Genomic DNA, 14591 nt, shown 5'->3' with positions numbered 1-14591 from the left:
CGGGAAGTGCGGGGAATGACTCGAGTGTTGCAGCTCACAGGCCGGCGCGGGCCGTCGGCCTGCGTCCATGGCCGGAAAGTGCCAAAAACCGTCCGGCGGGGGCAAAGGCGGTGGCCCGGGAGCGTGCTCCGCCCGCGCCCCGGGGTGCCGCGCCGCCGCTCGGGGCCGTGCGCGGGTCGCGGAAAAGGGTTGCGGGGCTCGCGGCGGCAGGTGGGGCGGCGTGGACTTTCGGCCCTTTGTGATTCGCGCTACACTGCTGGGGCCATGGACAAGAAGCAAAACGATGCCGCGCAGCAGGCCGCTGCCAGGGAGCGGGAACCCCTCGCCCCGGGCACCGTTCCGCCACCGGCCAGGACGGCCAGGCTCGTGAAGTTCAGCACGAACGGGATTCCCTCGGGCAACCGGCTGGAGCTGTGGGAGCACCACAATGCCAAGGCATTGATCCCGCTGGATATCCGCACCATGGATGAATCCCCATTGCAGGCCAGGGAGGTCAGCCTGCGCTACGGGTCGCTGAGGTTTGCCGGGGTCAGGGGCAGCGCGCAGGTCGTGGAGCGCAATGAGCGCTTCATCCGGCAAAATCCCACCGGTGTGGTGGCCATCTTCTTCGCACTGGAAGGGGAGGCATTCTTCTACCACCGGGACGGCCACGAATCGCTGAAGCCGGGACAAGCGGTCATCTACGATGCCGACCTGCCGTTCATGCGCGGTTTCAGCAAGGGGCTGAAGGAACTGGTCCTGACGATTCCCCGCGACGACTACCTGGAACTTTCCGGAGGCACGCCGCTGGTGCGTCCGCGGGTCGTGGACTTCAACCAGGGTGCGGCAGTGAACCAGCAGATGCGGGCGTTGGCCCGGCTGGTCAGCGACAGCCTCACGGGACAGGCCTGGGGCGAATCGGTCCCCGCCGCGTGCCCGGAAGGCTCCGCCCTGGACATGCTGGGCCAGTTGGCATCCGGGGGCCGCGGAGGCTCCGGTCCGGGGCATCTTCTCGCCGCGCGCAACTACATCGAGGAACACCTGCACGACCCGGAGCTGCACGTCTCCGGGATATCCGCGGCCATCGGAATCAGCGAGCGCCAGCTGTCGCGGATCTTCGCAGAGGCCGGGGAACCGCCCGGCGGCTACATCAGGCAGCGGCGGCTGGAAACGGCCAGGGATCTGCTTGCCGATCCCGCCCAGGGTTCCAGGTCGGTTGGCCGAATTGCCGGGGAGCTTGGCTTTGCCTCGCAGAGCTACTTCACGCGCGCCTTCAAGGCGCGGTTCGGCATTGCCCCGCTGGCGCTGCGCCAAGAGGCGTTGCGCGGCACCGATATCTAGTGGTGCCGCGCACGCTGCAGCAGGTCAGTTGCCGGAGAGCTTCCCGGCGACCAGGGCGAAGCGCTTGCTGTCCAGGATCGCACCCTCCCGGCGGATCCCGGCTTCGCGCAGCCGGATGACCCGGTCAAGTTTCACCTCGCTGGGTCGGCCCTGCCTGTCCCAGGGGCCGGTGCCGATATCGACATAGTCCTGGTCCCGCACCTGCTCGTTGCTGTGGTCCTTGGAAGTCAGCATCAACGCCAACAGGTAGCCGTTCTCGCGCCCCACCAGCAGCACCGGGCGGTCCTTGCCCTGGGCGTGGTCTTCCTCGTAGGGGACCCAGGCCCAGACGATTTCTCCGGGATCCGGGCGCCCGTCGGCCTTCGGGGCGTAATGTGCCCGCACCGCTCCAGTGAAGTCGCCGGGATAGCCGCCGAACTCCCAGGTCCCGGCTTCTCCGGTAGCGGGAGAAGAAGAAGCAGCGTGGTTCGTGGCGGGCCTGCGGGTCGAGGGGGCCGCGGGGCGCTTGCCGGCCGGGCGAGTGGTGCCGCGCTGCTGCTTGGAGGCACCCTTCAGTGCGGATTCGAGCACGCGGCCCAGGAAACGTAGGACCGAGGTGGAGTTGAACTTCATGTGCACAAACTACCAGCTGGGTCCCGCACCCGAGTCGCAGTGCGACACCGTGGCCCCAATCATGGGAGAATGGCCTGTGCGAAGTATTTTGCACCCCACTTTACATTTTCGTCCCCCTTAGCGAGGTCCCTTACGTGTCACCCATGGCCCGCACCGCACCGGTGCCTGCCGCGACTGATCCGGCGATCATCAGAAACTTCTGCATCATCGCCCACATCGACCACGGCAAGTCGACCCTGGCCGACCGGATGTTGCAGCTCACCGGAATCGTCTCCTCACGCGACATGAAGGCCCAGTACCTGGACCGCATGGACATTGAGCGCGAACGCGGCATCACCATCAAGTCCCAGGCCGTCCGCATGCCGTGGGAGGTCGACGGGAAGTCCTACGCACTGAACATGATCGACACCCCCGGGCACGTCGACTTCACCTACGAGGTTTCGCGTTCGCTGGCAGCCTGCGAAGGGGCGATCCTGCTGGTGGATGCCGCCCAGGGCATCGAAGCCCAGACGCTGGCGAACCTCTACCTGGCCATGGAGAATGACATGACGATCATTCCCGTGCTCAACAAGATCGACCTTCCCTCGGCACAGCCCGAGAAGTACGCCGCGGAGATCTCCAAGCTCATTGGCTGCGACCCGGAGGACATCCTCCAGGTCTCGGGCAAGACCGGCATGGGCGTCGAGGCGCTGCTGGACAAGGTCGTGCGCGATATGCCGGCACCGGTGGGCAACCCGGACGCACCGGCCCGCGCGATGATCTTCGACTCGGTCTACGACACCTACCGCGGAGTTGTCACCTATGTCCGCGTGGTCGACGGCAAGATCTCGCCCCGCGAAAAGGTGCAGATGATGTCGACCGGCACCACCTACGAGCTGCTGGAAATCGGGGTTTCCTCCCCGGAGCCCAAGCCCAGCATGGGCCTTGGCGTCGGCGAGGTCGGCTACCTGATCACCGGCGTGAAGGATGTGCGCCAGTCCAAGGTCGGTGACACCGTCACCAACTTCGCCAAGCCGGCCGAAAAGTCCCTGGGCGGCTACCAGGACCCGAAGCCCATGGTCTTCTCCGGCCTGTACCCGATCGATGGTTCGGACTACCCGGCATTGCGCGATGCACTGGACAAGCTCCAGCTCAACGACGCCGCACTGACCTACGTCCCGGAGACGTCGGTGGCGCTGGGCTTCGGCTTCCGTGTCGGCTTCCTGGGCCTGTTGCACCTGGAAATCACCCGTGAGCGTCTCGAGGCCGAATTCAACCTCGATTTGATCTCCACCGCACCGAACGTGGTGTATGAGGTCATGACCGACGACAAGAAGCTGCGCACCGTGACCAACCCGAGCGAGTTCCCCGACGGGAAGATCCTCGAGGTCCACGAGCCCATGGTGGCCGCCACGATCCTGGCACCGAACGAATTTGTCGGTGCCATCATGGAACTGTGCCAGTCCCGCCGCGGCGTCATGCGCGGCATGGACTACCTCTCCGAGGAGCGCGTGGAGATCCGCTACTGGCTTCCGCTGGCAGAGATCGTCTTCGACTTCTTCGACGTGCTCAAGTCCAAGACCCGCGGCTACGCCTCGCTGGACTGGAAGGCCGACGGCGAACAGATCTCGGACCTGGTCAAGGTCGACATCCTGCTCCAGGGCGAACAGGTCGATGCGTTCAGCGCCGTCACCCACCGTGACAAGGCCTACGCCTACGGGTTGATGATGACCCAGAAGCTGCGCGAACTGATTCCCCGCCAGCAGTTCGAGGTGCCGATCCAGGCAGCCATCGGCTCGCGCATCATTGCCCGCGAGTCCATCCGCGCCATCCGCAAGGACGTCCTGGCCAAGTGCTACGGCGGCGACATCAGCCGTAAGCGCAAGCTGCTGGAAAAGCAGAAGGCCGGCAAGAAGCGCATGAAGATGGTCGGCCGCGTGGAGGTTCCGCAGGAAGCCTTCATCGTCGCCCTGTCATCCGACGAGCCCAAGAAGAAGTAGTCATGGCCTCTGCCTTGCCCCTCGGGGACCCGGCGCCGTCACACGGGTTGCTTCCGGCAACCTGCATCGACGGCGCCGCGGAGCGCACCTTCTCGGTGTACGTGCACATCCCGTTCTGCGCCGTGCGCTGCGGCTACTGCGACTTCAACACCTACACCGCGCACGAGCTGGGCTCCGGCTCCAGCCAGGACACCTACGCCGAGGCCGTCTCTGCCGAGATCGCCTTCGGGGCGAAGGTCCTGGAGGAATCCGGTGTTCCGCGCCGCGAGGTGTCCACCGTCTTCTTTGGCGGCGGCACTCCGACGCTGCTGCCAGCCGGTGACCTGGTCCGGGTGCTTGGCGAGATCCGCACCCAATGGGATTTGGCCGAGGGCGCGGAGATCACCACCGAGGCCAACCCGGACTCGGTGACCCGCGAATCCCTGCAGGAGCTGAAAGACGGCGGGTTCACCCGCGTGTCGATCGGCATGCAGTCCGCGATCCCGCACGTCCTAAAGACCCTTGACCGCACGCACGACCCCAAGCGGGTCGGCATGGCGGTCGCCTGGGCCAAGGAGGCCGGGCTGAAGGTCAGCGTGGATTTGATCTACGGGACCCCGGGGGAGTCGATCGAGGATTGGCGCACCAGCGTGCAGACCGCGCTGTCCTACGATCCGGACCACATTTCCGCCTATGCGTTGATCATCGAGGAGGGCACCCGGCTGGCCGGGCAGATCCGCCGCGGTGAGGTCGCAAACATCGACGACGACGACCATGCGGACAAGTACCTGATCGCCGACGAGCTCTTCGCGGCCGCCGGCTACAACTGGTACGAGGTCAGCAACTGGTCAAAGGACGAAGGCAGCCGTTGCATCCACAACCTCGCCTACTGGCGCGGGGGAGACTGGTGGGGAGCAGGCCCCGGCGCGCACTCGCATGTTGGCGGGTTGCGCTGGTGGAATGTGAAGCACCCCGCCGCCTACCAGCAGCGCATCGATGCCGGCACGTCCCCGGCCGCCGGGCGGGAAACCCCCGACGCCGAGGCGCGCTACCTGGAGAGGGCCATGCTGCTCACCCGCATCGTGGACGGGATGGATACCGCCGAGCTGCTGCCCGAGGGCCGCAAGGCTATTGCCGGGTTGATCGCCGACGGGCTGGTCGTTCCCGAGGAAGCGTTTGCGAAGAAGGTCGTGCTGACCCTGCAGGGCCGGCTGCTGGCCGATGCGGTGCTGCGGCGGCTGCTGGACTTCTAGCTCCGGCCCGGCCCGGAAAGCAGAAAAGACGGTGTGTGCACCGGGCCCATGGGGGCCGGTGCACACACCGTCTTTCGCATTTGCCGGGTGGTGGTGTTGTTCCGGTTTAGCGGAAGAGGCGCAGGTTCAGGCCGTAGCGGTAGGGACGTGACTTGTTCGCGTTGATGCCGGCGCGCACGCCGCTGACGGTCAGGAAGAGCCAGATGGCCACGACCAGGATCGCGAAGATCCATCCGATGCCGGGGATCAGCGAGAACAGGTGCAGCACGATCGCCAGGACGGTCAACGGGAAGGTGAAGTTCAGCGCTTCCTTGGATTCCTGGGCGGTGAACGGGCCGCGGGCGCGGAAGACCGCGTAGATGATCAACGAGGGAATGCATCCCAGGATCGCGCCGAAGTGGGCGATCATGGCCCATTGCCGGTCCTCGGAAGGTGTCAGGGGCAGGGGTGCGGCCGAGGAACCTTCGAATCGATCCGGCTGGCTGTCGCCACCGGGTGCATTTCGTGCCTCGTTTACCACTGCTGATGTCCTCTTCGTTGCGTTGGCTGAACCGTTGGCCAGTTTATCCTCAATCCGGGATCTCCGATGAACGCGAAATGCCTTTTGGCCCGCATTCGGGGTGGCGCGCCGCCTTTGTTGTTGATTCGTAACCATCATCGCGGCCCCACGTGCCCGTTCACGGGTCCGCGGGTGAGGAACCTCACCCGCGGACCCGGCCGGTGTTCTGAAGGGGGCCGGTCAGTGGTCCCCGGCGGTGAGGAAGTCGATGACTTCCTCGACCCGGCCCAGCAGCGAGGGCTCCAGGTCGGCATAGGAGCGCACCTGCCCCAGGATGCGTTCCCAGCCCTGGGCCACATCGACCTGCTCGGCGTGCGGCCAGCCCAGTCCCTTGAGGATGCCGGTCTTCCAATCCGTTCCGCGCGGGACCACCGGCCAGGCACGGATCTTCAGCACGGAAGGCCTGATGGCCTGCCACACATCGACGTACGGGTGTCCGACGATCAACACGTTTCCCGCGGCACCCGGAACCCGCATGGCCTCGGCGGCGATCTTCGCCTCCTTGGTTCCCGGGAGCAGGTGGTCGACCAGGACGCCGAGCTTGCGCTGCGGGGAGGGGGCAAAGGCGCGGATGGCGCCGGCCAGGTCGTCGACGCCGTGCAGCGGTTCGACCACGATGCCCTCGACCCGCAGGTCGTGGCCCCAGACCTTCTCGACCAGCTGCGCATCGTGCTTGCCTTCGACCCAGATGCGGCTGGCCCGGGCGGTGCGGGCCTTCAGGTCGGTGACCATGCGCGAGCCCGAGGCGCTGCGGGCGGTGCCCAGGGGGGCTGCGGGAGCCGCGGCAGGCTCGATGATCTCCACCGGTTCGCCCTCGAGTAGGAAGCCGAAGCCGGCACGGAAGGACTTGGTGCGGCCATGTCGGTCCTCGAGGACCAGCACGCGCATGCCGCCGGATTTTTCGCTTCGCACGACCTCGCCGACCCAGCCGCTCTCGACGTCCTCGAGCAGCAGGCCCAGGGCGAGCGGGACCTTGCGCAATGCGCGTTTCTTGGGGGCGCTGATGTCCTGGGCGCCCCAGCCGTGGTAGCTCATCGTGTCACTTTCACCTATGGGTTCACAGGTCCTTGGGCCGCTGCGCGCACGGGCACCGACCCCGGGGCCGGAGCCATGGGTGTGGTGCAATCGGCGGGTGTGTCGAACGCGGCATCGCGGCCAAGGACCAAACCATGCTAACAAGAGGTTCGGAACGTATTAGACTTAGCAGTTGAACGTGTCGAGTGCCAATGCGCGCCGCCGAACCCCGGAGTCCGGCCGGGGCGTGTGCAATGCCATCCCTTGACCATGGTGAACCGGCTTGTCAGGAGAGGTGAGAATGACCGAACCGCGTCGGCTCGAGGTCCTTCGAGCCATTGTTGAAGACTATGTGCAGTCGCGCGAGCCCGTCGGTTCGCGTGCCCTGCTCGATCGCCACAACCTGGGCGTGTCGGCGGCAACCATCCGCAACGACATGGCCTCCCTGGAGGAAGAGGGGCTCATCGTGGCCCCGCACACCTCCTCGGGGCGGATCCCCACGGAAAAGGGCTACCGGCACTTCGTCGACCAGATCGGGGACATCAAGCCGCTCTCGGCCGCCGAACGCCGCGCCATTGCCGCGCTGCTCGAGGGTTCCCACGACGTGAACGACGTGTTGGAGAACACCGTGCGGCTGCTGGCCAGCATCACCCGGCAGGTCGCCCTGATCCAGGTCCCGCACTTCTCCAACGCCACCGTGCGCCACATCGAGTTGGTCGGGCTGGGCGCCGGGCAGACCCTGGTGGTGCTCATCGCCTCCAGCGGCAAGGTCGAGCAGCGCGTGATCCTGCTGCCCGGTGCCGTGGGCGAGGAGGACCTGGGCCGGTTGCGCCAGGTGCTGCTCTCGGCGCTCGATGCAAAGCCGATCGCCGAGGTCGCCCGGCTTGCGCTGGGCATTCCGGATCTCGTGGAGCCGCGCCTGGCTCCGGCGGTGCGCGCGGTCAGCGAGGCCCTGGGCGCGCTGGCCCGCAATTCCGCGGTGGACAGGATCCTCACCGCGGGCACCGCGAACCTGGCACGCGCCAATATGGATTTCCCGCTGAGCATCACCCCGGTGCTCGAGGCCCTGGAGGAGCAGGTGGTGCTCTTGCGCCTCTTCTCCGAGCTGGAGCAGGATGCCCATGGCATTGCCGTGGGCATCGGGGCCGAGAACCAGTACGGGGCCCTGACCGAGGCCTCGGTCGTCGCCACCGGCTACGGTCCCGGCGAGCAGGCCATGATCGGCGTGCTTGGCCCCACCCGGATGAACTACCCGACCTCGATGGCCGCCGTGCGCGCCGTCGCCCGATATCTTTCACGAATCCTGGCCGGCTGATGCGGGTCGAAAGCAATTTTTTGAAGTACGAAAGGACACAGCGAGCACTGTGAGCACCCATTACGAAGTCCTGGGCGTCAGCAAGGACGCCACCGGCGAGGAAATCAAGAAGGCCTACCGCAAGCTGGCCCGCAAGCTGCACCCGGATGTGAACCCCGGGGACGACGCAAGCGAAAAGTTCAAGCTGGTCACCCGCGCCTACGAGGTGCTCTCGGATGCGGACAAGCGCGCCAACTACGACGCCACCGGCAACGAAAACGGCAACGGCCAGACCGGTTTCGGCGGGGGCGGCGGCTTCGGCGGAGGGTTCGGGGACATCTTCGAGCAGTTCTTCGGCGGCGGCGGCGGGGCCCAGGGCCCGGCCTCGCGCACCCAGCGCGGCCGCGACGCGCTGATCACCGCCACCATCGACCTGGGCGACGCCGTCGCCGGGACGGTCTACCCGCTGGAGATGGAAACGGCAGTCACCTGCTCCACCTGCGAGGGCAGCTGCTGCCGCCCGGGCACCTCCCCGGTCACCTGCACCATCTGCCACGGCGCCGGCCAGATCCAGCGCCCGGTGCGCTCCTTCCTGGGCCAGATGATGACGGTGGAGACCTGTGCCGCCTGCCGCGGCTTCGGCACCACCATCCCGGACCCCTGCATCGACTGCAACGGCCAGGGCCGGGTCCGCGAACGCATCTCCAAACAGCTGAAGGTTCCCGCCGGCGTGGCCAGCGGAACCCGCATCCACCTGGCCAACCAGGGCGAGGCAGGACCCGGCGGCGGTCCCAACGGGGATCTGTACGTCGAAATCGAGGTGCGCCGGCACAAGATCTTCGAACGCGACGGCGTCGACCTGCACGCCCGCATGAACGTTCCGATGACCGCCGCGGCACTGGGCGCGGACCTGGACCTGGAGACCTTCGACGGTCCCCAGGTCATCGAGGTCGAATCCGGCGCCCAGTCGGGCGACACCGTGCGCCTGGCCGGGCTCGGGGTCCCGCGGCTGCGCGGCGGCAAGCGCGGGGACATCATCGTGCACCTGCACGTCGAGACCCCCACCAAGGTCGACGCCGCACAGCGCGAGCTGCTCGAACAGCTGGCCAAGCTCCGCGGCGAGGAATTCGCCGAGGGACGCATGGAAAACAGCGGCGGAATGTTCTCCCGCCTGCGCGGGAAGCTGGGCAACCTGGGCGCATGAGCAACCAGTGCTTCTTCCTTCCCGCCGGTGAACTCGCCGGCGCGCGCACGGGCACCGAACTGCACCTGGACGGGCCCGAGGGCCACCACGCGGTGACGGTCAAGCGCGTGCGTGCCGGGGAAATGATCGACCTGGTCGACGGGTCCGGCGTGCGGGCCGTCGCCGAGGTCACCGACACGCAGAAGTCCGCGCTCGATGCGATCGTGCGCGCCCTGGAGGTCGAGGCCGCCGCACCGGTGGGGATCACGCTCATCCAGGCCCTGGCCAAGGGTGACCGCGACCTGCAGGCCGTGGAGTCCGCGGTCGAGCTGGGCATCGACGCGGTGCGGCCCTGGCAGTCGGACCGTGCGATCGTGCGCTGGAACGAGGCCAAGGCTGCCAAGGCCCTGGCCAAGTGGGAATCCACGGTGCTCGCGGCGCTGAAGCAGTCCCGCCGCACCTTCCTGCCCGAGGTCCGCCCGATGCTCACCAGCTCCGGGCTGGCCCAGGACTTCGCCGCGCGCGCCACTTCCGGGGTGCCGACCCTGGTAATTGTCCTGCACGAGGCCGGAACGGATTCGCTGGCCGCGGTGGTGACCCAATGGCTGCAGGCCAACCCGGTGGCAGAGTCCACCGCGGCCGGGGTGCGGCCGGAAATCGCGCTGGTCGTGGGCCCGGAGGGCGGGATCTCCGATGCCGAGCTTCAGAAGTTCACCGCGGCCGGGGCCAAGGTCGCGCTGCTGGGCAGCCACGTGCTGCGGGCCTCCACCGCCGGACCTGCCGCCCTGGTGCTGGTGCGCCACCTGCTCGGCCAGCTCTAGCAAGCCCCGGGAAGCAACCAAGAAAAGGAAACAGGAGGGGTCCCCTTGTCGCGGCGGTTCGTGCCAACGGACCTGCGGCGGAAGGGGACCCCCTTTTTTCGCGGCGCCAAAGTGCCGGGAAAGCGGCCGGCTACGCGGCGGCCAGGACGGCCCCCACCACCCCGGCGGTGTTGTGCAGCCGGGCCGGCACCACCGGAGTGTCCAGCCGCAGGCGGGGCAGGAATTCCTGGTGCCGCACCGAAATGCCGCCACCGAGGATGATCAGCTCGGGGGAGAAGAGGAACTCCAGGTGCGCGAGGTAGTCCTGCAGCCGTGCGGCGTACGCGGGCCAGTCCAGGCCTTCGCGTTCGCGGGCCACGGCCGAGGTTGCGGCTTCTGCCTTCCGCCCGCCGAGCTCCACATGGCCCAGCTCGAGGTTGGGCACCAGCTTTCCGCCGGCCACCAAGGCCGAGCCGATTCCGGTGCCCAGGGTCAGCAGCAGCACCGTTCCCTCCCGGCCCCGCCCGGCGCCTAGCGACGCCTCGGCGAGAGCCGCCGCGTCGGCGTCGTTCACGGCCTGCACAGGGCGCTCCAGGGCTGCGCCCAGAAACGCGTTGACGTCCAGGCCGAGCCACAGCGTGCTGATGTTGGCGGCCGAGCGGGCCGTGCCCCGGCAGATGATGGCCGGGAAGGCCACGCCCACGGGAGATTGCGGCGGCGGGGCCGGTTTGCGGGACTGGATGCCGTCCGCGATCTCGCGCAGGGCCCGGGCCACGGCCGCGGGGGTGCCGGGCGTGGGCAGCTGTTCCAGCGGTCCCGCCAGCGAGCCGGTGGCGGTGTCCACCACGCCGTACTTGATGGCGGTGCCGCCGATGTCGATGCCCAGCCGAAGGCCCGGGCGGGTGGATGCGTCCACGTGTGGTTCCGTTCGTGTCGTGATGGCCGTCGGGCTTCGGCGGGCCCGGGATGCGGGGTGCGTCCCGGGCCCGCCGAATGCGTTGGGGGTCAGGCCAGCCAGGCCGTGGCGTTGGCCGGCAACTTGCCGTCGCGCAGCGGAACGCTGCTCACGACCACATCTCCCGCGGGCAGCTTGACGGCGGTTCCGCCGAAGTTGGCCACGACGTTCCAGCCGTTGGGGCGGGCAAAATGGAGCACCTGGGGGTTGTCGTTGGGGATCCATTCAAGCTCCTCCACGGTCTGCAAACGGCGGCGCTGGGCCAGCGCCACGCGGTAGAGGTTCAGCGTGGAATCCCCGGCGGCGTCCTGGGCGGACACGGCGAGCCCGGCGAACCAGCCGGGCTGGGGCAGGTGCGCCGGCGCGTCGCCGAAACCAAAGGATTCCCCGGCCGGGGTCCATGGCAGCGGCACGCGGCAGCCGTCGCGGCCGACCTCCACCCCGGCGTTGCGGAAGAAGGCCGGGTCCTGGCGATCCGCGTCGGGGATGCCTGCCACCTCATGCAGGCCCAGTTCCTCGCCCTGGTACAGGTAGGCCGAACCGGGCAGGCCAAGCATGAACAGGGTTGCCGCGCGGGCCCGGCGCAGGCCGAGTTCGCGGTCCAGTTCCGCCTCGTGGCCGCCGGCCAGCAGCCAGGCCTTGCCGTCCTGGTTCCCGTCGGCCCCGGTCCGTGCAGGCAGGCCGTAGCGGGTGGCGTGCCGCACGACGTCGTGGTTGGAGAACACCCAGGTGGACGACGCCCCGGTGGCGGCGGACTCGGCAAGGTTCTTGGTCACGATCGAGGCGAAGGCGTCGGCCTCGAAATCGGCCATCAGCAAATCGAAGTTGAACGCCTGGCCCAGGCCGTCGGGGGAGGCATAGCGGGCGCGGCGGGAGGGGTCCACCCACGCCTCGGCAACCGCTGTGCGCGGCGGGGTGTATTCGTTGAACAGGGCACGCCATTCGGCGTAGATCCCGTGGACGGCATCGCGGTCCCAGAGCGGGTTCGAGCCGTTGTGCAGGGACTCGAGCCGGCGCAGCTCGGCCTGCGGGGGCAGCGGCTCGGACAGGTCCTTGGACAGCGCGTGGGCCACGTCGATGCGGAACCCGTCGACGCCGCGGTCGGACCAGAAGCGCAGGGTCCTCAGGAAATCGTCGCGGATCTCGCGGTTCTCCCAGTTGAAGTCGGGCTGCTCGGAGGCGAACAGGTGCAGGTACCACTGCCCATCCGGAACGCGGGTCCAGGCCGGTCCGCCGAAGATCGAGGTCCAGTCCGAGGGCGGCAGCTCGCCATGCTCGCCCGACCCGTCACGGAAGATGTAGCGGGCACGGGCCGCGGAGCCCTTATCGGAAGCCAGTGCCTCCTGGAACCAGGCGTGCTGGTCGGAGGAGTGGTTGGGGACGATGTCCACGATCAGCTTCATGCCGGCGGCGTGGATTGCCTCGGTCATCGTGTAAAAGTCTTCCAGGGTGCCCAGTTTCGGGTCGACGTTGCGGTAGTCGGCGACGTCGTAGCCGCCGTCGGCCAGCTCCGAGGGGTAGAAGGGGCTGAGCCAGAGCGCGTCAAGTCCCAGGTCTTTCAGGTACGGGATCTTGGCGGTGATGCCCTTGAGGTCGCCCAGCCCGTCTCCGTTGGCATCGTAAAAGCTGCGCGGGTAGATCTGGTAGACGGCTGCCTGCCGCCACCAATTCGGGTCGGTGGCCGGGGACTCGTTGTTCAGGACGGACCGGGGTGAAACGGACATGGTGTGTTCCTTGCTCTTTGGTGTTCTTTGGTGGGTCGAATGCGGGGTGCGGCTGTGGTGCGGAGGTGTCATTTGACGGCGCCGCGCATGACGCCGGACATGATCCAGCGCTGCGCAAAGAGGTAGACGAGCAGCGTCGGTGCCAGCGCCATCAGGTAGGAGGCGAAGGCCAGCGGGTAATTGGTGTTGAACTGTCCCTGGAACAGCTGCTGGACCACGGGCAGGGTCTGCAATGAGGGGTCGGCGATCAGCATCTGGGGTAGCAGGAAGTCGTTCCAGGAACCGAGGAAGGCGAAGATGCCCACCGTGGCGCTCATCGGGGCCAGCAGCGGAAAGATCACCTTCCGGAACGTCTGCCACGTGCTGGCTCCGTCGATCCTTGCGGCTTCCTCCAGCTCGATCGGGATGGAGCGCAGGAAGGCGATGAACAGCAGCGAGTTGAAGGAGATGCCGCCGACGATGTGGATGAAGGCGACGCCGAGCGGGTTGTCCAGGCCGAACATGGCCGTCTGCTTGATCAGCGGCAGGATCACCACGGGAAAGGGCACAAACATGGCCGAGAGCAGGTAGATGTAGGAGAGCCGAAAGAACTTCCGGTCCCAGTTGCGCACGATGGCGTAGGCCACCATTGAGCTGGCGCCCAGGGCGCCGAGCACCGACAGGACGGTGATGAAGGCCGTGGACATGAAGGCTGCGGGGTAGTCGGTCAGCGCGAACGCCTGGGCGAAGTTCTCCCATTGCGGGTCCGCCGGCCAGGCGAACCCGGTGCCGGAAGCCGCCTGCTCGGGTGTCTTCAGGGCCATGCTCACGGTGAAGTACAACGGCACCAGGATGGTCAGCGAGGCAACCAGGAGCAGTGCCGTCATCCACCAGTTGACCCGCGGGCCGCGGCGGCGGGAACGCCGGATGACGGCGGTCGGCGGCGCATCGCGTTGATCCGGGCGGCGGGTTTGGGGATGCGCGTCGGTCAAGGTTGCGGTCATTACAGTGTTACCTCCCGGCGGCGCAGAATTTGCAGCTGCAGCAGCGAAATGATGAGCGTGATGATGAAGAAGACGACCGCGTTGGCCATCTGGTACGAGTAGTCGCCGCCGGCAAAGCCGGAAAAGATGCGCATGGCCACGGACTGCGTTGCCGTTCCGGGGCCGCCTCCGGTTAGAGCCACAATGACCTCGTAGGTGCCCAGGTAGCCCTTGAATCCAAGGATGATGTTGATCAGCACATAGCCGACGATCAGCGGAAGCGAGATGCTGCGCACCTGGCGCCAGGGACCGGCCCCGTCCAGGGCCGCTGCCTCGAAGACATCCGTGGAAATGCTTTGCAACCCGGCAAGGTAGATGATGGTGGCGCCGGGGGCGGCCTGCCAGACCGTGACGAACACGATGGCTGCCCAGGCCCACTCTTCGTTGGCCAGGATGCTGGTCGCCAGCGGCGTGATGCCGAGGGTCTCGGCGACGGCGGGCAGGGTGCTGGAGAACAGGAAGTTGAACACGTAGGCGATGATGAGCCCGGACAGGACCATGGGGATGAAGAAGACTCCGCGGATCCCGGTCTTCCACTTGATCTTGGCGTTCAGGCCCAGGGCCAGCAGCAGGGCGACCACGTTCACCGCCAGCGTTGCCGCGATGGCGAAGAAGAACGTGAAGCCGTAGGAGGCAAGGATTTCGGGGTCGGTGAAGATGTTCTGGAAGTTCCGCAGGCCGACCATGTTCCAGTCGCCGTAGCCGGCGTAGTTGGTGAAGCTGTAGAACCCGCCGATTAGTGCCGGGACGGTGCTGAACACGGCAAAAAGGACCAGGACCGGAACGATCATCCAGTAGTAGCTCGGGTCGACCTTCCGCTGCGCGGCCCCGTGGGTGGTGGTGGTGGTGATGACTGCCGGCGGTGCGTCGACGTGGGCTGGTGCGCTCATGTTGTCT

At 67.3% G+C, this 14591-nt stretch carries 13 protein-coding genes; 6 read left to right on the top strand and 7 right to left on the bottom strand.

The window, feature by feature from the left end; all coding sequences use genetic code 11:
* The first annotated feature begins 264 nt into the window (after positions 1 to 264).
* Positions 265 to 1320, top strand: a complete 1056-nt coding sequence (locus JOF46_RS13690) for an AraC family transcriptional regulator (protein WP_209907950.1) — start codon at positions 265 to 267, stop codon at positions 1318 to 1320.
* Positions 1321 to 1344: 24 nt separating this feature from the next.
* Here JOF46_RS13690 and JOF46_RS13685 read toward each other — a convergent pair whose 3' ends face one another.
* Positions 1345 to 1932 carry a type II toxin-antitoxin system PemK/MazF family toxin gene (locus JOF46_RS13685; RefSeq protein WP_209907948.1) on the bottom strand — a complete coding sequence of 196 codons (588 nt, stop codon included), beginning with the start codon at positions 1930 to 1932 and terminating at the stop codon, positions 1345 to 1347.
* A 134-nt stretch (positions 1933 to 2066) separates the two neighbouring features.
* Here JOF46_RS13685 and lepA point away from each other — a divergent pair, with 134 nt between their 5' ends.
* Both lepA and hemW read left to right on the top strand, forming a co-directional pair.
* Entirely contained in the window at positions 2067 to 3911 is a 1845-nt protein-coding gene (gene lepA / locus JOF46_RS13680) for a translation elongation factor 4 (RefSeq protein WP_209907946.1), read from the top strand.
* Between the two features lie 2 nt (positions 3912 to 3913).
* The gene (hemW, locus tag JOF46_RS13675) at positions 3914 to 5143 is read left to right on the top strand and encodes a radical SAM family heme chaperone HemW (RefSeq protein ID WP_209907944.1); all 1230 of its coding nucleotides are present in this window, start codon (positions 3914 to 3916) and stop codon (positions 5141 to 5143) included.
* 106 nt (positions 5144 to 5249) lie between these two features.
* On the opposite strand, the gene JOF46_RS13670 is transcribed toward hemW, so the two are convergent.
* Positions 5250 to 5663 carry a DUF4870 domain-containing protein gene (locus JOF46_RS13670; protein WP_209907942.1) on the bottom strand — a complete coding sequence of 138 codons (414 nt, stop codon included), beginning with the start codon at positions 5661 to 5663 and terminating at the stop codon, positions 5250 to 5252.
* A 219-nt stretch (positions 5664 to 5882) separates the two neighbouring features.
* Positions 5883 to 6737, bottom strand: coding sequence for a DUF3097 family protein (locus JOF46_RS13665; protein WP_209907940.1), 855 nt, complete (start codon positions 6735 to 6737; stop codon positions 5883 to 5885).
* Between the two features lie 280 nt (positions 6738 to 7017).
* Between JOF46_RS13665 and hrcA the strand changes: the two genes are divergently transcribed.
* Genes hrcA through JOF46_RS13650 form a run of 3 tightly spaced genes read left to right on the top strand, consistent with a single transcriptional unit; the run spans position 7018 to position 10014 of the window.
* Positions 7018 to 8031 carry a heat-inducible transcriptional repressor HrcA gene (hrcA, locus tag JOF46_RS13660; protein WP_209907938.1) on the top strand — a complete coding sequence of 338 codons (1014 nt, stop codon included), beginning with the start codon at positions 7018 to 7020 and terminating at the stop codon, positions 8029 to 8031.
* 49 nt (positions 8032 to 8080) lie between these two features.
* Positions 8081 to 9214 (top strand): molecular chaperone DnaJ, encoded by a 1134-nt coding sequence (dnaJ, locus tag JOF46_RS13655; RefSeq protein ID WP_209907936.1) that lies wholly within the window; start codon positions 8081 to 8083, stop codon positions 9212 to 9214.
* On the top strand, positions 9211 to 10014 hold the full coding sequence (locus tag JOF46_RS13650) for a 16S rRNA (uracil(1498)-N(3))-methyltransferase (RefSeq protein WP_209907934.1): 804 nt from the start codon (positions 9211 to 9213) through the stop codon (positions 10012 to 10014). The genes dnaJ and JOF46_RS13650 overlap by 4 nt, the downstream gene beginning before the upstream one ends.
* Positions 10015 to 10144: 130 nt before the next feature.
* Here JOF46_RS13650 and ppgK read toward each other — a convergent pair whose 3' ends face one another.
* From ppgK to JOF46_RS13630, 4 genes are all read right to left on the bottom strand, one after another.
* Positions 10145 to 10909, bottom strand: coding sequence for a polyphosphate--glucose phosphotransferase (gene ppgK / locus JOF46_RS13645; protein WP_209907932.1), 765 nt, complete (start codon positions 10907 to 10909; stop codon positions 10145 to 10147).
* Between the two features lie 89 nt (positions 10910 to 10998).
* The gene (locus tag JOF46_RS13640) at positions 10999 to 12672 is read right to left on the bottom strand and encodes a glycoside hydrolase family 13 protein (RefSeq protein ID WP_209907930.1); all 1674 of its coding nucleotides are present in this window, start codon (positions 12670 to 12672) and stop codon (positions 10999 to 11001) included.
* Between the two features lie 68 nt (positions 12673 to 12740).
* Positions 12741 to 13655, bottom strand: coding sequence for a carbohydrate ABC transporter permease (locus JOF46_RS13635; protein ID WP_209907928.1), 915 nt, complete (start codon positions 13653 to 13655; stop codon positions 12741 to 12743).
* Positions 13655 to 14584, bottom strand: coding sequence for a carbohydrate ABC transporter permease (locus JOF46_RS13630; RefSeq protein ID WP_209907926.1), 930 nt, complete (start codon positions 14582 to 14584; stop codon positions 13655 to 13657). The genes JOF46_RS13635 and JOF46_RS13630 overlap by 1 nt, the downstream gene beginning before the upstream one ends.
* Between the last annotated feature and the right edge of the window lie 7 nt (positions 14585 to 14591).

The organism is Paeniglutamicibacter psychrophenolicus, assembly GCF_017876575.1.
GTDB classification, from domain to species: domain Bacteria; phylum Actinomycetota; class Actinomycetes; order Actinomycetales; family Micrococcaceae; genus Paeniglutamicibacter; species Paeniglutamicibacter psychrophenolicus.
The sequence above is the reverse complement of the archived record's forward strand: the minus strand, read 5'-3'. Positions and strand labels throughout refer to the sequence as shown.